This window comes from Aquimarina atlantica, from assembly GCF_000626715.1.
GTDB classification, from domain to species: Bacteria; Bacteroidota; Bacteroidia; order Flavobacteriales; family Flavobacteriaceae; genus Aquimarina; species Aquimarina atlantica.
On record NZ_AQRA01000002.1, the window covers coordinates 173,500 to 199,240 of the forward strand.

Sequence of the window (25,741 nt, forward strand, 5' to 3'; positions counted from 1 at the left end):
CGCACAAGCGTAAAAAAAGAAGAAGAGCCAACCGCCATAAGAAAAAGTAGTTTCTAACTACTTTTTTCATTTAAAAAGTTAAGTTCTTTGAAATCGAAATAAGACATAGTACCCCACTACCGGTATTTTTGTTTTATTTCAACGGAATTGTAAAAATTCCTGTGAAAAAATTGTTTAATCCATCTCGATAATTATCGGGATAAAAATCTAATCAGAGTGAACAAAGAATTGATCATTAGGTCAGGTTCCTCTACGGATTTTGCCTTATTAAAGGATGGAAAACTAATTGAATTACATAAGGAAGAAGACGACAGCGATTTTTCGGTGGGTGATATTTTTATTGCCAAAATCCGTAAATCTGTCCCAGGTCTAAATGCTGCATTTGTTAATGTAGGCTATGAAAAAGATGCGTTTTTGCATTACCACGACCTTGGTCCTCAAGTATCTTCTTTACTTAAATTCATAAAACGTGTAAGCACAGGTAAATTAAAAAATTATTCTCTTAAGGATTTTCCTTTTGAGAACGATATTGATAAACACGGTACTATTACCAATGTGTTAAAATCAAATCAATCACTATTAGTACAGATAGTAAAGGAACCGATATCTACCAAAGGCCCTCGAATTAGCTCAGAGCTTTCGATTGCCGGTCGATATATTGTTTTAGTTCCTTTTTCGAATCGAATTTCTATTTCTCAAAAAATAGAATCTTCAGAAGAAAAAGAACGTTTAAAAAGGCTTGTAAAAAGTATTAAGCCAAAAGGTTTCGGAATTATTGTACGTACAGTAGCAGAAGGCAAAAAAGTAGCAGAACTAGACAAAGATTTAGAAAATCTAATGGGACGATGGCAAAGCATGTGTAAAAAAATGCACAAAGCCCATCATCCTTCAAAAGTACTAGGTGAAATGAATAGAGCATCTTCTATATTAAGAGATGTATTTAATGACACTTTTACTTCTATTGTTGTAGATGATGAAGATCTCTGCAACCAAATCAAAGAGTATCTGCAAGAAATTGCTCCAAAAAAAGAATCAATTGTAAAACTTCATAATCCTAAAATACCAATTTTCGAAAAATATGGTATTGAACGGCAAATCAAAACAAGTTTTGGCAAGACGGTGTCTATGAGTAAGGGTGCTTATTTGGTTATAGAGCATACAGAAGCGATGCATGTAATCGATGTAAATAGCGGTAACCGATCTAATAAAGCCAAAAACCAAGAAGATACTGCACTAGAGGTAAACCTTATTAGTGCAGCTGAAGTAGCCCGCCAACTGCGTCTTAGAGATATGGGAGGTATTATTGTAGTCGATTTTATCGATATGAATAATGCAGATAACCGTAGAACCCTCTTCAATCAATTACGAGAAGAGATGAAAGACGATAGGGCGAAGCATAAAATTTTACCGCCAAGTAAATTTGGCCTGATTCAAATCACGCGACAGCGTGTTCGACCAGAAATGAATATCAAAACCCGGGAGGAAGATCCCAACGGAATAAATGGCGAAGTTGAGGCGCCTATAGTATTGGTAGAAAAAATTAAAGTCGAATTAGAAAAATTAATTAAAAAAGATCATAAAAAGATAACGCTAAGTGCGCATCCTTTTATTGCAGCTTTTTTAACCAAAGGATTTCCATCCACCCGATCAAAATGGTATTTTAACCATAAACGATGGGTAAAGATTGTACCTAGAGACGCTTACACGTATTTAGAATATCATTTTCACGATAAAAATGGTGAATTGATAAAATAAAATTAAACCCGGCCTGATGACAGTGCTGGGTTTTTTTGTTTTTGATGGTTAACACACCTGTCAAAGAAAACCTCTGATTGCTTCTCGATACACTACACCCAAAAGCGTGGCACTCGAAGGGACATTACATTTTAATTAATGTAATGTGTCATTCCAGCGTAGGCTGGAATCCATAATCACGTACTACAAATATGAATCTCGGATCAAGTCCAAGTAACAAACATAACAATCTCTTCTAAATCACATTTCTTCTCTTACCTCATTAGTCTGTTTTGATAAAAACCGATATACCTCCCTTGTTTTCAAGCACATTACACCCTTACATTTGGTTCAACAAAACCTATCTCCTATGGAAACCAATCCATATCAAAATAAAGCCGAATTTATGTCTGATATCCTACAGGCATTGCATCTTAAAACCGATGAATTTATGTATAACCTGGTACATCATAGCCCCTACGAAATTATACTGTATAATTGGATTAATAAGCTCTATGCGCAGGGTAAATCCAGCGACGATGCAATACAATTGATCTATAAAGCAAGAAATATAGTACTTCTTAAAAACAATAATTTGTGTAATAGTCCAATATTTCCCTAAACCCTTTGATAAACCCAGAACAAACCTGCTTAGAGATCAATCATAAACTGCCTGCTTATGCTTTTTATACGTTACAATCAATTACCTGCAAATCAAAAAAAACTGGTGAATCATAAAATGACAATGAGAACAAAAGCACCCCCAGAGATTGTACATAATGTGCTTACCCGGATCAATCCTCCTGTAAAAATTAACGGTAAAGATGTAATCACAATGTATCATATATTAGACAACATACAACAAAAAATAAAAGAAGAGGAGAAGAGTAATGAATCATGAATGTCGAATAATGAACACTGAATATTGAATAACGAATATTGAAGAATGAGAAATTAGGAATGAATGGTCGAAGTTAGATGTTATTTTTATTCTAGCTCCCAAATCCCAACACCTGACTCCTAACTCCCGACTTCGGACTTCTGACCCCCGTCTCCTGACCCTTGACTTCAGACATCTCAATACTCAATACTAATATCTCAATACTAAATTAAATCATAAAAAAATGAGAAATATTATCGAAGATCAACTTACCAAAGATGAGAAAGAAAAGGCAAAAATGCTGGTTACCCAGTTGGAAGCCATATTTATGGATAAGCTATCGGCATTAACCGAAAGAGAGCGCCAGGACTACAAGGCGATTAATGAAAAAAACAAATTGTTTGTTAATAAGGTTTGGGATTATCGCCAACATAGTAGTGTATTAAGCTCTCCCGATGTAGATTGGAAAGAGTTTGAAAAAGATTATAATGCTCGCGTATTTACAGAAAGTCTTTTGGGACGTATCGAGAGCCTCGCCTATCGTTTAGAAAGTACCAAAATCTTGCATGATTATGATAATTACCAGGATGCATTAAATGATTATTCATATTCACAATATAGCAAAGGTGCAGGTAAACCCGGATTTACCGAAAAAGTAGCAGAGCTAAAACAGTTTTTTGCCCGTACCAAAAGTGCTCCTAAGACCGATGAAACAGAAGAATAGCTTTTCTTTTAACCCGGATTGTCAATGGCATTTAGTTAAGTTTTAGGTCACACTGAGCCCTTCGATAAACTCAGGACAGACCTGTCGAAGTGCTTTTAAACCTTACCCTTAACTAAACGACATTGCCCGGATTATGCAATAGTTTAACCCAAAAGATCTTCTGATGGACCAAAAAGGCCCTCGGTTTAACTCGGTTCATGCAATTTTTAACGCATTGGGTTAAAAATTGCACTGCGGAGGTTAAAATTTTAAGGTAAAGTCTTGAAATTTTAGAGTATCCTTTTAAAAATTGAAAGCAACAGCTTAAAAACTTCGTCAAAAAGGCCCGTTAGAAGGTCAAAAAGACGCATAGCATGGCCTTGGTAGTTAAAAAGAGGGTATACCGGAGTAAAAATTTAGATGCTGTAGTTAAAGATTTTGCTCTAATCAGACCTCACAGGTCTCTAAGACCTGTGAGGTCTAGCGTTTTATACCGCCAAATCCAAAACTCGTGACTTTGCATCATAATACTACTCCTAGTCGTGGATTCCGGATCAAGTCCGGAATGACAAGGATGATGGATTCTAGAGTAGATTAAAACAATAAGCAAGTATTTAATATATCCTAACTCTCAAAAGCTTCTCGATACACCGCGCCTAAAAGCGCACCACCCGAAGGGACATTACATTTTAATTAATGTAATGTATCATTCCAGTCCTTCGACAGGTCTGTCCTGAGTTTATCGAAGGGCCCAGGATAAACTAAAGGCTGGAATCCACAATCACGTACTACGCAATGTAGATTCCGGATCAAGTCCGGAATGACAAAACCAACCCAAAATCTCACTCCTCCAGCTTTTTTATGAAATACGAGGGGTATATCCCCGTTTTTTTATAGAACGTTTTAGAAAACGCCTCTGCGGTATTAAAACCGACCTCTTGCGCAATAGCTTTAATCGTATATTTCCTGAATTTTGAATCAGACTGTAGTTTCTCTACTACAAAATCGATACGTAGGTCGTTGATGTATTGGCTTAATGTCTTTTGCTTATACGTATTAACCACCAACGATAAATAGCTGGAGTTAGACCCAAAGCTTTTGGCCAGGTCTTTAGAATTAATATTAGAAGCAAGGTACTTCTGCTTTTTCTCAAACTCTTCTAAATGTGCCAGCAGTTGCTCTAAGGTATCGGGGCTTATGGTAGTGATCCCGGTTTTATCTTTAGGTGCTGGTGTAGTTTTTTGTGGTGTATTGGTATCGAGTAGTTGCAAAAATCGTTTTTTATAACGGCGCTGGTTATAGTAATAATAGCCCACCCCACCCAGGCTTAGTATCAACAAAGAAGAGATCACCAGGATTTGAGTAGCACTGCTACTCTTTTCTGCTTCTAACGAGGCAATAATTTCTTCTTTTTCATTAAGCAAGTTAGGAATATCAAATTCTTTCGTTATTTTTTTATTTATGCTTTTATACCTTTCATCTAAAATACTATCAATTTCGAGTAATTGATTGATATAATATAATTGATTATTCTTATCATCCTTTGATTTATAATAATCAATCAGCATTTTATGGCCTTCTCTCATTTCTACAAAAGCGTAATTCGAACGCTTGTATGATTGGTCTATTTTTAACAGATATTCAAGATGTTTTTCTTTGTTATCAAATTTCTTATAGAGTTTAGCTAGATGTGTATAAGCATCAATAAATAATTCTTCACCTATTAATGGTCTATATTTCTCAATAACAGGTATTGATTTATTGATACTATCCAATGAAGCTTGGTAGTTTTTCTTATGAAATAAATTAACTCCTTCATTAAAAGTGAAGAAATCAAGAATTTCATCTTTTTTCTCATATGCTAAAAGAAATCCCTTTCTATTATAGTAGGTAGCAGAATCAAAAAGACTTATTTTTCTATAAGAATCCGCTAAACGTAATATTGTTGTAAGATGTCCCTGAGTTTTTATATTATTGTCATCTTCATATTGTAATACCTTTTTATAAATTGAGATAGCTTCTCTAACTTCACCAATCTCTTCTTTTATGCTAGCAATATTATGTTTGGTCAAATAATAAAAACTTATATTATTTGTTTTTTTAGAATATTTTGCCGCTGCCAAAAAGCACTCTAACGCTTTATAATCATCTCCCATTTCTCTATATGTTACTCCTTTAACCGAATAAGAAATTGCAGGAAATCTTTTATGATTTAAGTTTTTACTTACAGCAATAGAACTATCCAAATATGCCAATGTTGTAGGGAAATCTTCACCACGATAATAAGATACTAATTGATATCCTTTTGCCAATCCTAGAGAGTCCTTTAATTCTTTTGCTTTGGCAAGTAATGTATTTGAATATATTTTGTATTTGAGCGTATCGGGATAATACTCATAGCTTAAATTTTCTAGTTCATTAATAGTTTTATCCTTTAACGAATCCGGGATTTGAAATTTTTGACCATACCCAAAAAATGAGAACAAAAAGATAAACAGGGCAAGATAGGTGGTTCGCATAATCGGTTTTGGTTCGTCTACCAAAAGTATTGAAATAATAGATAATACCATTTATTATTTGGATTTACCGTAATAAAATGGTCTTTTTTCACCTCAGTTTCAGAATAAAAATAAACCGTAGCCCTGCTATGCTTGATTTTTCTTCTTCACTGAAGCAAAAAAATACTAATTTTCTTTTCTAGCAAATTCAAACAACAAATGGTATAATCTCTAAAAAAATAATCGTCCTGGCTTAGACACGCCAGGACGATTATTTTTTACTACTTCTTGATGAACAAAATCAGTAATAATGTATTACAATTGTAACGTATGTTTATCTATATGCAGCAAGGTCTTTAATATCTGTTTGATTACCGCATTGAGGAGGATATATACTTCGACAACCTGGCCCAGATTGATCACACCCATGTATACCTCCTGTTTCTATGTTACCAGCTTTTATCTGTGATAATTTATGAGATGTTAATAAGGTAATGTTTAGTTTTTTTAATCCCAGCTTCTTTGTTTGATGTTGATTTTTCATGAGTTTTTATGTTTTGAGTTCAAAACAAATGTAGGGGATAACCTTAAAAAAATAAGGCAAAAAAAGGAAGTACCAGTCTGTATTCTAAGAAATCAGACTTTTAAAAAACTAAAAATCAACACTTTATCTATTTTCCTTTTCAAGCTGCTTGATAAAGTAAGAAGGGTAAATTCCCGTCTTTTTGTAGAAAGATTTAGAAAAAGCTTCGGTAGTATTAAACCCAATTTCGCGAGAAATCGCCTTGATGGTATATAATCTAAATTTGGATTCGCGCTTTAATTTTTCGATTACATAGTCAATACGCAATTCATTAATATACACACTAAAACTTTTTTGCTTATAGGTATTAATGATCTTAGATAAGTATTTAGAATTGGTCTGTAGTTTTTTGGCCAATTCCCCGGTAGTAATATTAGTCGATAAATAGCCTTGTTTATCTTCAAACTTTTGCAAGCCCTTTAAGACTGCGTTTACAATATCCTCAGAAATCCCTATCGCTTCTGGTGTGGCAGGATGCTTATCCGATACTTCTTTTGACATAGCAGTATCCAGGATTGGTACATGCATCAATTCTTTAAAACGTTTTCTATACCTCACATTTTTGGTATAGATCACAGCCACAATAATGATTAGCACTATAGCAAAAATAACAGCAATAATAAATTTTACACCTGTCTTTTTCTCCTTTTGTTCTAGAGCATCAATTAGATTTTGCTTTTCTTCTAATAGTTTAGGGGTATCATATTCTAATACGATCTTTTTACTCAGGTTTTTATAATTGGTATCCAGGATACTATCTACTGCAAACAGTTTATCAATATAGTATAGCTGCTTATTTTTATCATCTATCGATTTATAATAATCAATCAATAGTTCATAGCCCTCTCGCATTTCCTTAGAAACAAACCCCGAACGCTCATAAGATTGATTAATTTTTAATAAATACTCCAGGTACTTTTCGTTTTCACCAAATTCTTTATAGAGTTTTGCCAGATGTATATAAGCATTAACCAATGACTCCTCTACTCTTGGCTTATATTTCTCAATAAACGGTAGTGCTTTATAAATACTATCTAGTGACCTCTGATATTGTTGTTTATAGAATAAATTAATACCTTCATTCAGTACAAAAAAAGGGTAAATATCTAAACTATCTTTAAGTGATTCTTGTATTCCTTTGGTATTATAAAAAGTAGCAGAATCTCTGTATTCTAATTTTCTATACGAATCTGCTAAATGTAATATAGTTGCTAAATGCCCTTTTCCACCTATATTATTACCTTCTTCATAGTCTATGACCTCTTTAAAGATTTTAGCTGCATCATTAAGTTCTCCAATTTCTCTTTTTATACTACCAATATTGTGTTTGGTTAAATAATAAAAGTTTTTATTATTGGATGCGCTGGAATATTTTAAAGCAGCCAAATAATTATCTAGTGCCTTATCATAATTTCCTATTTCTTTATATATACCTCCTTTTATAGAATAAGAAATCGCAGGAAATCTTTTATGATTTAAGTTTTTACTAAATGCAATTGAGCTATCTAAATTCGTTAATCTAACAGGAAAATTCTTACTATTATTATAAGACACTAGTTGATACCCTTTCGCCAATGCTAAGGAATCGTTTTTCAGTTTTGCTTTGGCAAGGAAAGTATTCGAATAAATCTCGTATTTAAGGGTATCACGATAGTATTGATAACTTAATTCTTCAATCTCATCCAGAGTCTTACTCTTTAACGAATCCGGGATGGTAAACGTACCCGTATCCTGGGCAATCCCCGGGATCATATATAAAAAAAAGATACTAACGATAAGTACTCGTTTTTTCATGATACGGTATAGCTTACTTTTGTTTTTTGATATCGTACTAAAAAATCATAACACACCAACTCATAAAATCGTTGTTTGGATCTAAAGGCACGGTTTACCAGCATATGTATATAACTGCTTAGCAAATCGTCTAATGGCATTTCTAACTGCTTATCTTGCTGTGCTTTCATAATCTTTTGTACTACTGCTAATGATTGTTTTGCTTTGTGATCCAGCAAATCATCCAGGATATTATAGTCTTCTTGCATAGAAGTTGTCTCCAAAAAAGAAGAAAGCTTGCTTTTTAATCCTCTATATTTTTTATCTAATTGTTTATTAAGTCCTTTATCGGCATGAAATTCTCGCTTAAACGCCAGGCTGTTTCGGGTTACCAACTCTAATTTTTGTTGTTGCTCATAGCCAAAACTGTTTAATAACCTATCGATCGCTTTTACTACAAATAAAAAGTACAATTCTTCATCTTCGATCAACGCTATGGCATCCAGCAACATGGCACTATCATAAAAAAACAAGGTTTCTGAGGCATCTATAGTATTTGTACCATAGCGTTCTAATTCTCGTATATAGGTATCGGTTTGCAGTTTATATACTACCCGCTGTTCTATATAATGTTGCATCGCAGCATTAATCTGCAAAATCACGGTTCCTATTGCTTGTACATCGGGTAAACGAAATCGTATCCTGATATGAAAATCGGGATCTCCGTATCGTATAAAAAACCAGGAATCGATCAGGCCCTGTTCTAATAATTGTGCTGTGAGTGGTTTTATGGTTTCGGTAAGGATGACATCAGATGTACGGGCACCACAATATATTTTATAATATAGCCATTCATCCCCCAGTATATATGTTCTTTTTGTACTCATGTAGTATGCCCTTGTTTTGTGTTTTTAACAAATCCAAAGTACATCTCGATACAATCCTCCTATCGTAGGATCACTCGATGTGACGAAAATGTTACTTTATCTTATGCCTCAACGGCTTTTAATGCTTCGGTGTTCTTTCTTGCCTGCTCTAGTTTTTCTTTGTTATACAGTGAGATTACAAACTGGTTGGTATAACTCATACCTTCTTGCTGTACGATACCTTTTTGCTCATCAGACTGTCCTTCTTCTGCAAATAAAAACTCTTCTAATATGCATGTTTTTTTATTTTTTATAGTATCTAACCACATGTTTATCGAGTTTGTATTCTCCATATGGATCAGCAAAGTATTATCCCCATCGATCAATTGTACCATCTTTGGTATATTATGTTTTGCTCTCCAGGTGGATATCATTGCAATCCTATCGTTTTCATTATTTTCTTTTAGAAAAGGCAGGTTAGCCATAGTGATCTTCCATCGGGCTTTTGCCAATACAAACTCTTTATATACCACTCTGGGTAAAAAAGTATGCTTCTCTAACGCTTCTCCCCAATAAAACCCAAGGCCCGATCGACCACCTTGTTTTTGTATATCACATAAGAAATGATATACCGGCAAGGCATTAACACTATAGTTATGAGCATTGGTCAAACGAGGAATAATTTCTTTATTAAGTGTTTTAGAGCGTAGTATAATATGACCATATCGTACCGATATCATTAAATCTGATATGGCAACCTGCTGCTCTAGAGGGACATTAGATTTTCCTAAATACGGGATTTCATACTCCCGTATGGTTGCTCTACGGATCACATTACCTGTCCTGGATTCTGGTAAATGAACAACTTCGGCCAGGATCTGGTTTTGATTCATTTCTTGTTCTACAGCTGCAATACCCTGTACGTGTTTTAAAATATCCTCGTTTCCGGTAGAAAACCGCCCTAACAGATTCGCCGCAGAGGATCCTCCTACAGAAGAAAATATCATCTTTTCTTCGCCATCAACCGTTGTGATTTGAGCAATCGTCGACATGGTATCGGGCAAATCGCTCCAGTCTAATTCGAGATGTTCGACATCCTTATCTTCGAGCGATAGGGTATACTGGTTCTCTTTATGTATATGTTGTAATTTCTTATTTAAAATTTCCTGTACCGGAGTCCAGTGCATATCCTGTTTTGAAGCTGGTTTTGATGGGATATACAGATCATCTAAAAAAGAAGTAGAATCATTAGCATTCTGATGCTGCAGGTATCCAATACCTACTTCGGTATCTAAAGCAGTAGCCAGGGGGATTTCCTGTGTTTCGTATCGTTTTGTAAATGCATCTTTAAACTTTTGTAAGTGCGTTTCTGACGAAGCACTAGTCATTCTGTTTAACAGTTCTAATGCCCGAGTTAACTTATATCCCCATCGTATATTTAATTGATTAGATTGTGCCTGGGTATACATATCGGTCTGAAAAAGATATTTTAACTCAAAAGGCGTTTCTAGCTGTCCTACCCGTTCACTAAGTTTTAGGTATTCGTCAGATGCATTACCCAGTTTCTGATCTATTTGTTCCAGAAATTTTTTATAGGAATCAATCTCTGTTAGTATAGCATCAGTACCTTCTATCTGACTCAAACAGGTTTCTAACTGTTCTAAAAAATCACCTCCGGTTACAGAGGGTTCTATCTCACTCACCAGGATTTGATTGTCTATCAATTCATCTATAAATTCTGAAGCTTCTTCGTGTGTAATTTCGTCATCAACCAGGAGAGATGCTAATTCGTTTATTTTTTTACCTGTTCTGGCACTTTCGATTATAGCTTCGAGATACTCTGCATAGGCCACTGCCTCTATAGAATGTTCTCGTCGATTATATTGATTATACTTATATTCTATATATCGATATTGATCTCCGATTTTATACAGGCTATTATTGGTATACCACAATAGCTGTTTTTTGATAACTTCTTCTTTGGCCATCTTTTGTGAGAACGCTACCAAAAAGTTCATATCAAACCGCGTTTGCCTTTGATGAGTATCATAATTAGACAATTCTATTGCCGTATCCTTACCAAATGTTCCTATACTACAACCGGCAAATAATCCAAAAGGAGTACAACGCGAACTCATCCTGGATAAATATTTTAATAAAGACGATGCTAATCGTTTCTTCTTTTTAACATCTTTAAGCTGCCCGGATAACCATTTCTCGATTTCAGAAAATAACTCTGGTGATGCCAGAAAAATAGCTTCTCTAATGCTATCATTTTTCCAGACATCTTTAAATCTTTCTACAGGTATCTCCTTCTCTTTGGTAAGGTTATGATAAAAATCTAATGATAAAAGGGGAGTTCTTAGACAAAACTGATCAAAGAAGGTATATGGGTTTTTTTGTTTCAAGAGGTGTTGGTATTATTCTATACTTATTTTAACAGGATATAAATATACTATTTTCTGTTTTAAGATTTCTTTTAGATAATTATAACAAAACTATATGATAATCAATTGATTACCATTTTAAACTAAAAGTCTGTATTCTGGGAATTCAGTGTTTGTTTTCATGAATCACGACTTCTTTCCTTTGTTTTTGGGGCTTTATCGAGGGTATATTTGATCAAATCAAAAAACGTAGCAGTCGCTTTAGTTTCACTTAAAAAAATCAAAACTTATGATACACGTACTGATCAATTTCATTTCACAACTCACCACTTTTCTGATGGATCATTTTATCATCATGTATCAATCCATTGTTAACGTTTAAAGAATATCCGGTATGAAACAGTTATTTCCAAAAGAAATTATAGAAAACACCATAGAGGTGCATCAGTTTGAGCATAGCAGCAGAAGTAAAATGATCTACACGACGATATTGGTTGCTTTTGTCATTGCATTGGCCCTTTTGCCATTTATCAAGATCGATATCTATACCACCGCAAGAGGAATGTTAAGGCCTAGTAAAGAACGTATTGCTATTACTCCACTTCAATCAGGTAAAGTTGTTTATGTAAATATGATTGATAATCAAAAAGTAAATAAAGGCGATACTTTGCTTATGACCAATACTTCGGTAGTAAAAGAACAAATTACCCGGTCCTCGACACAGATCGAAGAGACCGAGCAGTTTATTGCAGATTGCGAATATCTGATCAATACGGCTAAGCCGAAATTTAACAACATACAATCGGCACGTTACCAAAAAGAATATCTGTACTTCACTCAAAAAATACAAGAGCTAAGCACCCGATTTGAAAAAACAAAAATCGATTATCTGCGTAACCAAAAACTGTTTGAAAAAGGGGTGGTTGCCAAAGTCGATTATGAGAACAGTGCTTTTGAGCATCAACTGGCATCGAGTACGCTACAACAATACCGAAAACAACAAAAAAATAACTGGCAGGCTACAGTAACAGAATATCACAACACTATAAGAGAGTTAAAAGGGGGATTAACACAGCTAGAACAAAACCAAAAAGAACTGGTGATCATAGCACCTATAGATGGGATTCTTAAAAATGTTTTGGGTATCGAGCCGGGTAGTTTAATCGCTGGAGGGCTAACGATTGCCGAAATATCTCCTGATACCGGACTGGTTGCAGAATGTTACCTCTCACCATCAGATATAGGATTAGTGAGTCGAAATAAATCGGTGAATTTTCAGATCGATGCTTTTAACTATAACCAATGGGGACTGGCTACCGGAAAAATCCTCGAGATCAGTAAAGATGTAGATATCATTAATGAACGACCTGTTTTTAAAGTACGCTGTGCTATCGACCAGGGACATCTCGAACTTAAAAATGGTTTTAAAGGGAGTTTTAACAAAGGGATGACATTAAGCGCACGATTTCAACTTACACAACGCACTCTGTATGAATTACTTTATGACAAAGTAGATGATTGGCTTAACCCATCGAGTCCCACTATAGCAGAAGCAGTATATGCTAAATAATGACTACTGAATATTGAAAAAATGAATATGGAAATGATAAGTAAAAAAACCTGTTACACTCTTTAAAAACAGTGTTTTGCATGTGAGACAGAAGATGCACAAGTCTCAACACTCACTACTCTTATCTTAAAATTAAACGAATCATGGCTAAAACAAAAATAAAACAACACGATATCACTGATTGCGGTGCGGCTTGCCTGGCTTCAATTTCGGCACATTATAAATTGCAACTACCAATTGCACGTATTCGACAGTTTGCAAGTACCGATAAAAAGGGAACCAATGTATTGGGATTAATCGAAGCTGCCGATAAACTCGGGTTTGAGGCCAAAGGAGTACGTGGGGACCTGGACAGTTTGTCTAAAATCCCTAAACCCGCCATCGCTCATGTGATTGTGAATGAGAAATTACATCATTATGTAGTGATCTATGAAGTGACTAAAGAGTACATCAAAATAATGGATCCGGGAGATGGTAGATTTCATAAAAAAACCCATGAAGAATTTAACAAAGAATGGACAGGCGTATTGGTATTATTACTCCCAAAAGAAGATTTTACAACAGGTAACCAAAAAGTATCGGTTTATAAACGATTCTGGTTTTTATTAAGGCCTCATAAAGGAGTATTGATACAAGCATTTATTGGAGCAATCATCTTTACATTATTAGGGTTCTCTACCTCGATATACATCCAAAAACTTACCGATCATGTTTTTATGGGTACCAGTACCAAACTGCTTAACCTGTTAGGAATTGTTATGGTCACATTATTACTTTTAAAACTAATAGTTGGAGCATACAAAGATGTTTTCCTGATCAAAACCGGCCAACAGATCGATTCGCGACTAATTCTTGGGTACTATAAACACCTGTTAAAACTACCTCAACAATTTTTTGATACTATGCGAGTGGGAGAAATTATCTCAAGAATCAATGATGCCGTAAAAATCAGAAACTTTATTAATGGGGTAGCTTTAAACCTAACGGTTAATATCCTAATCCTGGTGTTTTCTTTTGGATTGATGTTTACCTACTACTGGAAACTAGCACTGATCATGCTGGCGATTATCCCAATTTATGCAATCATATATATAATCACCAACAAATTGAATAAGCGTACCGAACGAGGGATTATGGAAAAATCTGCAGATCTCGAAAGCCAGTTGGTAGAATCTCTAAACGCTGTAGGGACTATCAAAAGATTTGGTCTTGAAGGCTTTGCCAATATCAAAACAGAAACCCGTTTTATTGGCTTATTAAAAACGGGGTACAAATCTGCATTAAACAGTGTATTTTCTAACTCCAGTACCGGTACTGTTGCACAATTGTTTACCATCATCCTATTGTGGAGCGGTTCCTTTTTTGTGATTCAAAAAGAAATTACTGCCGGAGAACTTATGGCTTTTTATGCCATTATAGGATATTTTACCAGCCCTGTTGCCAGTTTAATTAGTGCCAATAAGCAAATCCAAAATGCATTGATTGCTGCAGATCGTTTGTTTGAAATCATGGATCTGGAACGTGAAGAAGATGAGCAGAAAATAAAACTCACAAAAGATAGCATTGGTGATATCAATTTCTCTAATGTAGGGTTTAGATATGGATCCAGAGTAGAGGTTTTTAAAGATTTTAATCTTGAGATTCAGACAGGAAAAATTACAGCCATTATCGGGGAGAGTGGTTCGGGAAAATCTACCCTCATGTCTCTACTACAAAACATTTACCCTATCCAGAAAGGACAAATATCTATAGGAAATCAGGATCTGAAACACATCGAGAATGGTAGCCTGAGAGATCTGGTAAGTGTAGTGCCACAAAAAATAGATCTGTTCGCAGGTAATGTGATAGACAATATTGCGGTAGGAGAATTTGCTCCCGATGTAGAACGTATTATGGAGGTATGTAAAGCCATAGGTATTCTTGAATTTATAGAAAATCTGCCCAATAGCTTTGCTACATATCTGGGAGAAAACGGGGCCACCCTGTCTGGAGGGCAAAAACAACGTATTGCCATTGCCCGAGCATTGTATAAAAATCCTGAAGTATTGGTTCTGGACGAAGCTACCTCTTCACTAGATAGTACTTCTGAAAATTATATCCAGAAAGCAGTACAAAGCTTACGTGACCAGGATAAAACCATTATCATTATTGCCCACCGATTAAGTACAGTGATTAATGCCGATAAAATTGTAGTACTCGAAAAAGGGAAAGTAGTAGAAGAAGGAAATCATGAAGTATTATATGCCCGACAAGAAAAATACTATGAACTATGGCAAAAACAAATGCCAGTAGTAGATCACATCCCTAAAATAAATGCGGTTGCATAGTTAGAAAATGATTCAGTAAAATTTAATTGATAATTATGTTTTTAAAATGCTAAAAAACTTTTTAATCTAAATACTTGGTTATGAAAAAAATAGAGCGTCAAATTGAAGTCATAGAACGATTAAATCGGTTAATACGATTAGGAAAAACAGGAACTCCTGATCAATTATCCGAAAAATTGGAAATCTCAAAAGCATCTTTGTTTCAGATTCTTGGAGTAATGAAACAACTTAATGCTCCTATTGTATTTGATATCACACTACAGAGCTATGTTTATGAAGAATCTGTAAACTTTACCTATGGTTTTTATACCCGTAAACTTTATGGAGAAGAAGTGCTTGAGGTATCTTCTTATAATGCTCAAAGTATTATGATGCAAGTAGATTTTAAATATCCAAGCTTAAGAATAGTCTAATAACATAAAGAATAAACTTATGAAATGAGCCGTAACAACCGAGATGTGCTATGGCGAATTCCATCTGACAACTAAAAAACAATAAAAAAAGAACAGATGAAAAATTATGATCCACAAAAAAACGAAAGCAACCTAACAGAACGTAAATTAGAAAACGATTTTTTACAACAAGAAATCAATGATCCAGAACTAAAACATGTGATATCCGATGTTATTTCCTACTCTGAAGAGTACGAAATCTATATAGATCATGATGATATGAACGATTGGATGTTGTAAAAAGATCATCAATAGATTTACAATACCTAATCACATTAAGCATTAAACTACTCTATTAATCAAAAAACAAACAATTATGAATATTATCATTAAACAAATCGAAATGATCGAGAGAATCGATCGACTCATACGCCTACAAGCCACAGGAACTCCTGTAGAACTGGCATCAAGGCTAGGAATGTCAAGAGCCCAAACCTATCGGATTATTGATATCATGAAAGAGTTAAATGCTCCTATCACTTATGATTTTACAATACAGAGTTTTGTTTATGAAGAAAGCGTAGGTTTTAAATTTGGGTTTTATACAAAAGAACTCGATGCCACAGAGATTAGATCTGTTAGTGGAGGAAATTCTTTTGAAAGATTACAATACCTGGCTGCTATCATATAAAATGAAATCTAACAAGTACAACCATAGACAAAAGGATTTATATCATTTATTTATAATACTTTCTATAATTATAAATTGTTCAATATAGGTAAACAGAAAAATTATGAAATCAATTCTATTACTAATTGTATATCATACTTATGTTTAACGCAACTATATAAATACACGAACCTAAATTTGAAGAGTAAAATGAAAAATTCTTTTGAATAAAAATCCTGGAAAATTAATGTTCTGGGATTTTTTTATTTCACCCAATCGACTTTATCATTTTAATGCGAATAATGGATAAGAAATTTTCGTCATTTTGAGTGCCAAATCTCTGATTTGGTGTATCGAAAACAAGAAAATTTATAGCTAAAAAGTACTTCTCAACACTAAATTCTTACAGAATTTCACTCGAAGTGACGTATTAATAAATTTTATAAGAGCATCTCATAAAATGAGACCATCGCACGCTATCATTGTAGTATAAAAGAGATAGCGTAGCTGTATGTACAGCTGTAACAACAAAATCATTCATTAATCATTAAATCGTAAAAAATGAAAAACTTAAGTAACAAAGAGGCATTAGAAACCAATGGAGGGTCGGCATTTCCTATTCCTAGCTGGTTACAACCTTTAGCAGATTATTTTTTTGGTGTACCAAAAGAAGAAAAGGAAAACTATAAAAATTCAACTAATCACTAATTATAAAAACATAAAAAAATGAAAAACTTAAACAACTACAACGTTCAGGAACTACAATCAAACGAACTTTTTAACAACAACGGGGGTACCTTATTAATATCTGCTACTACACGTAAAATCATTTGCGAAGTTACCCCAGGTTTTCCCAATTTTCCGATTACTTCATTTACCTTATCATAATCTCGATTATAAAAAGAAAAGATCAAAAGAATTAGATCGCAAAAAAACGAACCATTTGGATTGATAACACATCAGTGTTTGCATTGTAAAAAAAGAGTCTTGAAATAACAAGACTCTTTTTTGTTTTATGCCAAATAGTACTCTTCTTTCCTTAAAAAGTATTAAGAAATTACAGCATATGTATTTCTGAAAAAAAAACTTAACAACCACAGTTTCTATCCTGAAACAAATACCAGATTAGCCCCTAAGAAATAAAAATAGTAAGGCGCTTACTAAGTGTCGAAATGCTATTGATACTATGTTAGTATAGGACAATAGCATGTCTTATTTAAAAATAATCATGAAAAAAATGAAAAAAAAAATATCAGTCTCACAAGATGAGACAGCCCCACCGTATCATTGTACTGTGAAAGGGAAACAACAAAGCTTTTCACGATTGTTGCAACAACAAAAAACAGTTTACATATCGATTTGACGGAATAGATAGTGTAAGCATAAATTAAAAAAATCATTAATCATTAAATCGTAAAAAATGAAAAATTTGAACAACTTAGAATTTCAAGAATTATCAAAACAAGAAGCAACAGAAATTAACGGAGGTATCGTTTGTGGTGGATTCTGTGTAGGAGCTCTTATCGTAATCGGAGTTGGTGCTTTAGGTCTAGGTATATACAATGGATACCAGGATGAAAAAGACAAGCACGAAAAGAAATAAGAAAAAATTTAAAACAAAACATTAATTAATTAAAAAAACAAACATTATGAATACTTTAGAATTAAACGTAACAGAATTATCAAGCAAAGAATTAAGAACCTTAGAAGGTGGTGTTATTGATCCTATCACTGTAACTGCAGCTGGAGCAGCAGTAGTACTTGCAGCTATCGGTGGGCTTTACAAAGCTGGAGAAGCAATAGGAAAAGGACTTTACCACCTTTTTAACTAATATAACTATCATGGGTATATTTCAAAAAGGTAGTGGTGTTGATATTACTCCTTATTTAGAATATGTTGTGCTTGCAATCGTTGCAGTAATCTTTTTCTATAACGCTGGAGTTGCAATAGGTAAATTTATCTATCATATTAAACACTAGATCACTAAAATAACCCTCTGGCATATTGCCAAGAGGGTTGTTTATCTTATTAAAAAACCGCCACAACTCATGCTGAACTTGTTTCAGTCTCAAAAAATCTAATATCATGCAATCAAAAGTCTTAATACATATTATAAAAGAAATAGAAACAATAGAAAGTACAACACAGGTAGAAGAGTTTATTACCGATTTATTTGTGTATACCAAACAAAAAGATAATGATGTTTTCTATAGAAAAGATGAAGATAAAATGTATGCTATAAATAAAATAGCAAAAAACATAACACCTATTTCATTAGATCAAAGGCAACAACAAGCTGATCAATTTAAAAAACTATTTTCTCAAATAGACGTTCAGCATAAAACCGAAGAAAATAATCGAAGCATAAGTATTGATGGTAAAGGCAATATCGTAACCATATCGGGAGAAGTAAAAATATCTAAATTTCCTGACCTTGAACATACAGCAAATCTTGGAGCGTATAAATTATTAAGCAAATCATCTTTGGTAGATATCGATATGGAAAATAACGAAATCACCAATTATGCAGATATTAATATTAATGTACAGGGAAAAAGAATTAAAAATAAAACCGTAATAAAAAACATCGAGGTTTTAACAACCGATATTAATCGATATGATTATTTGCTCAATTATTCGGTAAACTAATCACCTAACCTTCTATGTGTATAGAAATCTATATAAAAGAATCTTTGTGATTTTTCAGATAATGTTGTGAATTCCCAGGTCGTTCTGATCGATCGGCTATCTGAAAATGCATTGCATTCACTCTAATGTATAACCGAAAAAACATTTTATTTTGGATCAAACGGTATTAAAAATTCTTCTGCAACTTAAAAGAGAACTCTCACTAGAAATTCCTAATGAGAAATTAGAATCACTTTTGCTTAGTCATCAGGATTATCCCAGTATTTTTTCTTTTTCTGATACCTTAAAAAAGATAGGTGTCGAAAATAAGGCCGGGAGAATTTCATCGGATCAATTACTGCAATTATCTCCTATTTTTCTAGCCTATTCTATAGAAGAAGGCTTAGTAATCGTCACTGAAATTTCAAGTACCGAAATACGCTATTATAGTGGTAATAATAACACCCCTATTGTAGAAAGTTTTGAGGACTTCTTGCAGAAATGGAATGGTATTGTGCTTTTGATTGATACCGACGCTATTGTTGAGATGTCTAACGAAGATCTGGCTCGCGAAAAACTAAAAAGAACAAAGCATTTTGGAGCTTTGTCTTTGTTAGCTATTCTTATTATTTTATCGATAAAAAGTTATCATGGGGTATTTAACCTGTTCTTACTTACAAAATTAGCAGGGACTCTTATTAGCCTACTAATAGTATATACAGAGGTTAGTATCATACACAAATCTAAATTCTGCAAATCTAATGACCATATAAATTGCGAAGGTGTTCTAAATTCTGGGGCGTCCAAATTTTTTTCCTGGCTTTCGATGTCAGATTTAGGGTTATTATATTTTTCAGGAAGTTTTATATCGATTTGCATAGCCTCGATGACTTTCAATTTTAAAAGTGTTACTTTTTTGATAAGTATACTTTCCTTTTTTGCATTTCCGTATATATTTTTCTCTATTTACTATCAATATAAAATAGTCAAGAAATGGTGTATGCTGTGCCTGGCAATCCAAGGGATATTTTTTATAGAAACCATACTTTCTTCATATTTTCTTTTTAACAACAACTTTGAATCATCTATAAATGGATTTCTTATACCTGGTATTTCTTTTTCACTAATCATTATTATATGGTCCTATCTGAAAAACCCTGTATATAAATATTTTCAATTTAAAGAAAACATGTACAAATATGCAAGGTTAAAAAACAATCCCGAAGTTTTCACACTCTTACAAGAGAAAGAGAACCTTCTTAACACTGCCTTTACTGAAAATCATATTGTATTCGAAAATTCTAAGGACATCGATAAAAGAGCGGCTTTGGTCATAAATCCTTATTGTCACCTCTGTGCAAAGGAATTTCAAAAAATCCTTGAAATCAATAAAACTTCTGATGGGATCAATTTCTCGCTGATTTTTTCTGATACCGACAGCAATGAAATCTCACAATTTCTTATTGAGCTGTATTATAAAATGACAAAATCAGAATTCTTATCTGCATTAAGTAAATGGTTTGAACATAAAAATTTAAATACACTAAAAGAAAAGTATGCCATAGAAATATCTGAAAAATCGAGAGCAACTTATGCTCAACATAAAAAATGGTGTACCCAGAATAATATTTTGCAAACCCCGCTTACCATTTTTAATAACAGGAAATTATCAAATCATTATACCATAGAAGATCTTATCACATTCTAATAGTGTTTTTCTATAATTTTTTTAGAAAAAGATATAGCGTCTCATAAGATGAGACATTCACCTCTTATCATTGTACTATCAAAAGGAAGTAAAAAAACTTTTTACACTTCTTACCATAAAATAATTATTAATCATAAAAACACAAAAAATGAAAAATTTAGAAAAACTTGGAGTTCAATCGTTAAGTACTACTGAAATCAAAGAAACACAGGGAGGTATAATTTTCCCAGGGCTTTACACAAGCTTAGTAACCGAGGCTATCATCTTTGTACACAATGTAAAAAAAGTAATCAAACAATTATAACAAATTGTAAAAATTAAGCGTCATGAAAAATCAAGTTATAAATCAGTACACATTATTATCATCAAAAGAAATTACAACCATTAATGGTGGTTGCGGAGGAGAGGATATTGAATGCCCAGAATTAGAGTTATTACAAGAAGTATTAGATAACTTAAAACATCTACTAGCTGTGCTCTAAGCACTTTAGTATCATTAATAATCATCAATCTTAAAACAAAAATCATGAAAAATTTAAAATCATTCGAAGCATTAAACAACGCTCAATTAAGTGCCATCAATGGTGGTCTGGTTATTCCAAACCTGGGAGATCTGGATACATTTCCAATTGTTCCATTTGGTGACCCTAGAGAGTGGGATAACTATTTTCCTAAACAAGAAACTCCTGGTTTCTAAAACACTTTAATTTCATCAATCATCATTACATCATCAATCTTAAAACGAAATCGCATGAAAAGTTATAAAACTGCATCCTTTCAGGAATTAAATGCATCAGAACTAATCACAATAGAAGGTGGTGCTTTTCTTCCTGCAATTTCTACCTCTGATACACCAGGATTACCTGGACTTGACAACCAATTTAATAAAGATTGGGGATGGGTCGGGAGTGGTCCCGGGGGTCAAAATACTAGCTTGTAAACTAATGAGTAAAGTTAGTGAGTTCATTTTCTCCTATAATCTATTTGGTTATAGGAGAATTATGTTTCTAAACTCTTCTTTATAACAGAATATTCAATTCTAAATATCTTAAAAACATATACCATGACAAACGAAAAAGAACTACTCTATAAAATCCTTGAAAACTTTAATGGAATGGGGAAAATTGAAGCTTATGATCTAACTCATAAGCTAGAAACTCTTTTGTTTTATGCATCAAATCCTATTAATGCCAAGGAACTTAAACAACTTATAGTTTCTGATATGGATCATGATCATGAAATTGACCCTTTTCATTTTACTATTCTTCCAAATGGTAATTTTTGTGAGTTTGTAGGTTGTAATAACTGGATGCATGTTTATAAAGAAAACAAGAGAATATTACCCGATTGGCCTGTTTTTGAAACTTATTATTTTAAAACAAGATATGCTCCTTTAGAACTTAAAAAACTTACCAAAAAGAACCTTTTACAAGATGTAAAAGAAAAAAATGAAGATGAAAAAGTAAGAACCTTTTTAAAACAATATAATGTTTGTAAAAAGGATGTAGTGACCAATAGATTATTAATTTTAGAAGCATAACTTTTGGGGTAATTATAAAAGTCACTGTACATTTGTGGTCATGTATAGAAATCCCATTACATCTATAACCGTAGCCGAGGCGTTGCGAAAAATGGAGCGCTATTGTGCCTATCAGGAACGTTGTCATAAAGATGTAGAGGATAAATTAAGGACGATGAAACTTATCCCAGAGGCTAAAGAAAAAATCATCCTACACCTTCTGGATCAAAATTTTCTTAATGAAGAACGTTTTGCCAAAGCCTTTGCCCGAGGAAAATTTAATATCAAAAAGTGGGGTAAACAACGAATAGTACGTGAACTCAAATTTCGTAACATCTCACCTTACAATATAAAAACGGCACTTAAAGAAATATCAGAAAAAGAGTACTTTGAAACTTTTCATAAGCTTGCCGAAAAAAAATACCATAGTATTACTGAGCAGGACAAAAACAAAAAACGCAAAAAACTTGTAGATTACCTTTTATATCGAGGATGGGAGACAACTCTTGTTTATGAAAAAGTAAATGAGTTAATTCTATGATGTAAAAAGGAGCAATATTTCAATTTAGAAATACTGCCCCCTTTCATAAAATTTCTATTTATTTAAAAGAGTGATTGCTCTTTCTATTCCACTATCTTTTTCATTAACAAAATCATCGTTAGAGAATAATGGAATTTTATTTTCTTCACTTGGGCCAACCCCAATTGCTTCATAAACCTTTCCGTTAGCATCACTATACACCTCATTAGACAATGCTATTGAAGCTCCGTTTGGTAAAGTGTGTGCTAAAATATCAGAAAAAACTCCATTGGTATTATCACCAACTAATGTTACATAAGGCAAATCTTTCATACAAAGTGTAAAAACCTCTGCCGCACTTGCTGTTAAAGGGCTTGTTAATACTACTATGTCTTCCTTAAATTGAAAATCACCTTTGGGAGTCATAGATACCGATGTACTTTTAGTAAAACCGTCTCCTAATTTTGCTTTTTTAGAAAATGCAAGTCGTTCATGATCCAAAAATCGCGAAGCTATATTCACTGAAGCCATGTCGTATCCCCCACCATTAAAACGAACATCTATTATTAATTTAGAAACTGCAGCACCTTTAAGATCATTCATTATTTTGTCTAATACCGAGTTTAATATTTCCATCTCATTTTTTGTGGTATCGCTATACCCTTCCATTCCTAAGATATTAATATATGCGATATCATTGCCAATCATCCCCCACACGATTTTTCCTTTTTCATCAGCCTTAAATTCGTTATCTAAATACTTTACTGCTATGGTTTGTAATTTCTGGTTATATAGTGTATTGTAATCTTCTCCAGATTGGATAAGTAAGTTTCCACTTAAACTTGAATTTAATCTAGAAATCAGATCAGGAGAACCTGCATCGATTGCAATATTATTAGCTTCGTCATCAATACCTACATGCCCATCCTTTAAAAGAAAAACTAACTCCTGTAGAATATCATAAAAATTCTCTGAAGTTACTTGTTCTCTTAGGTTTTTGTATTGCGACCAGTTTACATTTCTTGTTTCAAAAAAAGCATAATAATCATTAAAAATGTTCCAAAAATGATCAAAATTAATCTTTGGATCTTTAGTATTGGCAATCTGATTAGGGAGGCAAAACTCATTTTGATTTAATAACCTCTTAAACTCAATACTAGACGCACTAAGCTCTGGAGCTCCTACCAATTTATCAGGACCAATTAGATCTAGCGGTACACCCCAAGATTCTTCTGGCACAAAATTATTTTCTATAATAGTACATCCAATAGAATTTATGCCATACAGCACTTTTGTTGTGTCGGTAATCTTTACGACATATCCTTTATCTTCGGCTAACCAAAAGCCATTTATAGTTTTTTCTGGTTCGGGCTGAGGTTGATCATCATCAGACTGACAGGCTGTAAATAAAATCACGGATAAGATTAAAAAACATCTTTTTAAATTTTTAATACCGTTGTGTAAATTCATACTAATCAAATTTTTAAAAGTTACATTTCATTGACAAATAAAAAACCTATCGGCTGCATTAAAAACGATCACAATGAAGTACTCGCAAACATCAATTTATAAATAGACCGATATGTAATTAATTATAGCCAAAACTAGGTAGGGCTTATAAAATCGATGTCCGATATTATTAAAATTTAAGAATTCGAAACCTTTTTATTTTTAAACTTAAATTGATTAGACATCAATCCCGTTTTTTTGAAGGTTTTTTTACCTTTTGAAAAGGTATGTTATGTAATCTTTAGAAAAATACCTATTGCTTGTTTATAATTTAATTTCATATTCTTCTAATTTTCTCCATATATCGATAAACTCCTTTATTCCTTCTTTTTTAAGTTCGGTATTGACAATCAAAAGTTTTCCGATTTTAGTTTTGGTGTTGAAAAACATGTGTGTTGCAATTCCAGGATCTCCACCAGTATGACCTATTTGTCCACTAGCCGATATTCCCATGAAAATGCCCATATTATATTCATCGTTATAAGGACTTTTATTTCTTTCGGTATAATGTATATCTGTTAATTGTGGTCTAAATAACTCATCGTAGCTTTGTTTATTTAAGATTTTACCATTGCCATTATAACCTTCAATGAGTTCTGTTAAGTACTTTCCCAAATCAGTCGATGAGGTGATTAAACCTCCATCTGGATAATTCACCAATTGATAAAATGCCAATTCAGTTTCTTCGTTTACATATAGTTTAGAATGTTTTGAAAAATCTACTTCGGCAAAAGACCAACCGGTATTTGACATTCTTAAAGGTTTAAAGATATGTTCATTGGTAAATTCGTTAAATGACTGATTTGTTGCATTTTCGATTACCAGAGTAGCCAATCCTGCAGCAACATTTGAATATTTAAATATTGCTCCTGGTTTTGTTTTTAAAAAATTACTTTTCTTGTACCATTTCTCACCTTTACTTAAAATATTTTCTAAAAATTTAGCCTTAGACATCATTTCATTAGGTGAACGAAAATTACCATTTACTTTAGATTTCCCGTTGTCTTTTTGTTTCAAAATATACCCATTATTATCATATCGAGATGGGTCTCTTATACTAGAAGTATGGGTTGCCAATTGTCTTATAGTAATGCTCTCATTAGGGAAATATGGATTGGTTACATCGAACGGCAAATATTTGTTTACAGGATCGTCTAAATTTAGTTTCCCAAGTTCCTGAACTTTAAGTAATGTAATACCTATAAAAGTTTTAGAAATGGATCCAATATTTTGAATTGTATTTTTCGTGTATCTCTTGTTTCCTTTAATGTCAGAATATCCAAATCCTTTTTCATATAATATGCCATCTTGGTTTACAATGGCTACAGAGAATCCATTAATGTATTTTTTTGAGTATATTTTATTTAATTCTTCGGTTAACTTTCTTGAAATAGAATCATTTGTCTGACAATAAATTGGACTTATGATACTATTTATGACTATTAAAATAATTAATCTATTCATTTGTATTCA

General features: G+C 33.1%; 29 protein-coding genes. 22 read left to right on the forward strand and 7 right to left on the reverse strand.

The annotated features are described in order from the left end of the window. Window positions 1-216: 216 nt before the first annotated feature. From ATO12_RS05255 to ATO12_RS05270, 4 genes are all read left to right on the forward strand, one after another. Window positions 217-1,755, forward strand: coding sequence for an Rne/Rng family ribonuclease (locus ATO12_RS05255; RefSeq protein ID WP_034239757.1), 1,539 nt, complete (start codon window positions 217-219; stop codon window positions 1,753-1,755). Between the two features lie 349 nt (window positions 1,756-2,104). Then, the gene (locus ATO12_RS05260) at window positions 2,105-2,356 is read left to right on the forward strand and encodes a hypothetical protein (protein ID WP_034239759.1); all 252 of its coding nucleotides are present in this window, start codon (window positions 2,105-2,107) and stop codon (window positions 2,354-2,356) included. 57 nt (window positions 2,357-2,413) lie between these two features. After that, window positions 2,414-2,635: a hypothetical protein gene (locus ATO12_RS05265; protein WP_034239762.1), complete on the forward strand. Its 222-nt coding sequence runs from the start codon at window positions 2,414-2,416 to the stop codon at window positions 2,633-2,635. Window positions 2,636-2,858: 223 nt separating this feature from the next. After that, window positions 2,859-3,338: a hypothetical protein gene (locus ATO12_RS05270; RefSeq protein WP_034239766.1), complete on the forward strand. Its 480-nt coding sequence runs from the start codon at window positions 2,859-2,861 to the stop codon at window positions 3,336-3,338. Between the two features lie 821 nt (window positions 3,339-4,159). Here ATO12_RS05270 and ATO12_RS05275 read toward each other — a convergent pair. The 5 genes from ATO12_RS05275 to ATO12_RS05295 form a co-directional block, all read right to left on the reverse strand. Continuing rightward, window positions 4,160-5,887 carry a helix-turn-helix domain-containing protein gene (locus ATO12_RS05275; protein WP_034239768.1) on the reverse strand — a complete coding sequence of 576 codons (1,728 nt, stop codon included), beginning with the start codon at window positions 5,885-5,887 and terminating at the stop codon, window positions 4,160-4,162. A gap of 262 nt (window positions 5,888-6,149) precedes the next feature. Further along, complete coding sequence (locus ATO12_RS05280; RefSeq protein ID WP_034239771.1) at window positions 6,150-6,359, reverse strand: hypothetical protein; 210 nt, start codon at window positions 6,357-6,359, stop codon at window positions 6,150-6,152. 123 nt (window positions 6,360-6,482) lie between these two features. Next, entirely contained in the window at window positions 6,483-8,192 is a 1,710-nt protein-coding gene (locus ATO12_RS05285) for an AraC family transcriptional regulator (RefSeq protein ID WP_081801972.1), read from the reverse strand. Next, entirely contained in the window at window positions 8,189-9,058 is an 870-nt protein-coding gene (locus tag ATO12_RS05290) for a thiopeptide-type bacteriocin biosynthesis protein (protein ID WP_034239777.1), read from the reverse strand. Before ATO12_RS05290 ends, ATO12_RS05285 begins: the two co-directional genes overlap by 4 nt. A 101-nt stretch (window positions 9,059-9,159) precedes the next feature. After that, window positions 9,160-11,445 carry a lantibiotic dehydratase family protein gene (locus tag ATO12_RS05295; protein ID WP_051575631.1) on the reverse strand — a complete coding sequence of 762 codons (2,286 nt, stop codon included), beginning with the start codon at window positions 11,443-11,445 and terminating at the stop codon, window positions 9,160-9,162. A gap of 373 nt (window positions 11,446-11,818) precedes the next feature. Between ATO12_RS05295 and ATO12_RS05300 the strand changes: the two genes are divergently transcribed. The 18 genes from ATO12_RS05300 to ATO12_RS05355 all read left to right on the forward strand — a co-directional run bounded on the left by ATO12_RS05300 (window position 11,819) and on the right by ATO12_RS05355 (window position 22,780). Next, complete coding sequence (locus ATO12_RS05300; protein WP_034239780.1) at window positions 11,819-12,994, forward strand: HlyD family secretion protein; 1,176 nt, start codon at window positions 11,819-11,821, stop codon at window positions 12,992-12,994. A 143-nt stretch (window positions 12,995-13,137) separates the two neighbouring features. Beyond that, window positions 13,138-15,321, forward strand: a complete 2,184-nt coding sequence (locus tag ATO12_RS05305; RefSeq protein WP_034239782.1) for a peptidase domain-containing ABC transporter — start codon at window positions 13,138-13,140, stop codon at window positions 15,319-15,321. An 80-nt stretch (window positions 15,322-15,401) separates the two neighbouring features. After that, window positions 15,402-15,734, forward strand: a complete 333-nt coding sequence (locus tag ATO12_RS05310) for a hypothetical protein (RefSeq protein ID WP_025664488.1) — start codon at window positions 15,402-15,404, stop codon at window positions 15,732-15,734. Between the two features lie 96 nt (window positions 15,735-15,830). Further along, window positions 15,831-16,013, forward strand: coding sequence for a hypothetical protein (locus ATO12_RS05315; RefSeq protein WP_025664489.1), 183 nt, complete (start codon window positions 15,831-15,833; stop codon window positions 16,011-16,013). A gap of 76 nt (window positions 16,014-16,089) precedes the next feature. Further along, window positions 16,090-16,404 (forward strand): hypothetical protein, encoded by a 315-nt coding sequence (locus ATO12_RS26335; RefSeq protein WP_034239785.1) that lies wholly within the window; start codon window positions 16,090-16,092, stop codon window positions 16,402-16,404. A 540-nt stretch (window positions 16,405-16,944) separates the two neighbouring features. Next, complete coding sequence (locus tag ATO12_RS25920) at window positions 16,945-17,091, forward strand: hypothetical protein (protein WP_165583332.1); 147 nt, start codon at window positions 16,945-16,947, stop codon at window positions 17,089-17,091. Window positions 17,092-17,109: 18 nt separating this feature from the next. Beyond that, entirely contained in the window at window positions 17,110-17,271 is a 162-nt protein-coding gene (locus tag ATO12_RS25925; protein WP_165583333.1) for a hypothetical protein, read from the forward strand. A gap of 532 nt (window positions 17,272-17,803) precedes the next feature. Further along, window positions 17,804-17,986, forward strand: a complete 183-nt coding sequence (locus ATO12_RS05325; protein WP_025664492.1) for a hypothetical protein — start codon at window positions 17,804-17,806, stop codon at window positions 17,984-17,986. A gap of 46 nt (window positions 17,987-18,032) precedes the next feature. Then, window positions 18,033-18,215: a hypothetical protein gene (locus ATO12_RS05330; protein ID WP_025664493.1), complete on the forward strand. Its 183-nt coding sequence runs from the start codon at window positions 18,033-18,035 to the stop codon at window positions 18,213-18,215. Window positions 18,216-18,225: 10 nt separating this feature from the next. Then, complete coding sequence (locus ATO12_RS25930; RefSeq protein ID WP_159025429.1) at window positions 18,226-18,363, forward strand: hypothetical protein; 138 nt, start codon at window positions 18,226-18,228, stop codon at window positions 18,361-18,363. 106 nt (window positions 18,364-18,469) lie between these two features. Further along, the gene (locus tag ATO12_RS05335; protein WP_034239788.1) at window positions 18,470-19,033 is read left to right on the forward strand and encodes a hypothetical protein; all 564 of its coding nucleotides are present in this window, start codon (window positions 18,470-18,472) and stop codon (window positions 19,031-19,033) included. 151 nt (window positions 19,034-19,184) lie between these two features. Further along, window positions 19,185-20,720 (forward strand): vitamin K epoxide reductase family protein, encoded by a 1,536-nt coding sequence (locus ATO12_RS05340; RefSeq protein WP_034239791.1) that lies wholly within the window; start codon window positions 19,185-19,187, stop codon window positions 20,718-20,720. Between the two features lie 148 nt (window positions 20,721-20,868). Beyond that, complete coding sequence (locus ATO12_RS25935; protein WP_165583334.1) at window positions 20,869-21,024, forward strand: hypothetical protein; 156 nt, start codon at window positions 20,869-20,871, stop codon at window positions 21,022-21,024. Window positions 21,025-21,046: 22 nt separating this feature from the next. Continuing rightward, window positions 21,047-21,202, forward strand: a complete 156-nt coding sequence (locus tag ATO12_RS25940) for a hypothetical protein (protein ID WP_165583335.1) — start codon at window positions 21,047-21,049, stop codon at window positions 21,200-21,202. Window positions 21,203-21,246: 44 nt separating this feature from the next. Continuing rightward, the gene (locus ATO12_RS25945; RefSeq protein WP_165583336.1) at window positions 21,247-21,417 is read left to right on the forward strand and encodes a hypothetical protein; all 171 of its coding nucleotides are present in this window, start codon (window positions 21,247-21,249) and stop codon (window positions 21,415-21,417) included. A gap of 54 nt (window positions 21,418-21,471) precedes the next feature. Beyond that, entirely contained in the window at window positions 21,472-21,660 is a 189-nt protein-coding gene (locus ATO12_RS05345) for a hypothetical protein (RefSeq protein ID WP_034239793.1), read from the forward strand. A 123-nt stretch (window positions 21,661-21,783) separates the two neighbouring features. After that, window positions 21,784-22,260, forward strand: coding sequence for a hypothetical protein (locus tag ATO12_RS05350; protein ID WP_034239796.1), 477 nt, complete (start codon window positions 21,784-21,786; stop codon window positions 22,258-22,260). A 40-nt stretch (window positions 22,261-22,300) separates the two neighbouring features. Further along, window positions 22,301-22,780 carry a regulatory protein RecX gene (locus ATO12_RS05355; RefSeq protein WP_034239798.1) on the forward strand — a complete coding sequence of 160 codons (480 nt, stop codon included), beginning with the start codon at window positions 22,301-22,303 and terminating at the stop codon, window positions 22,778-22,780. A gap of 54 nt (window positions 22,781-22,834) precedes the next feature. Here ATO12_RS05355 and ATO12_RS05360 read toward each other — a convergent pair whose 3' ends face one another. Continuing rightward, window positions 22,835-24,229 carry a S41 family peptidase gene (locus tag ATO12_RS05360; RefSeq protein WP_034239800.1) on the reverse strand — a complete coding sequence of 465 codons (1,395 nt, stop codon included), beginning with the start codon at window positions 24,227-24,229 and terminating at the stop codon, window positions 22,835-22,837. A 303-nt stretch (window positions 24,230-24,532) separates the two neighbouring features. Further along, window positions 24,533-25,732: a serine hydrolase domain-containing protein gene (locus tag ATO12_RS05365; protein ID WP_034239803.1), complete on the reverse strand. Its 1,200-nt coding sequence runs from the start codon at window positions 25,730-25,732 to the stop codon at window positions 24,533-24,535. Window positions 25,733-25,741: the final 9 nt, after the last annotated feature.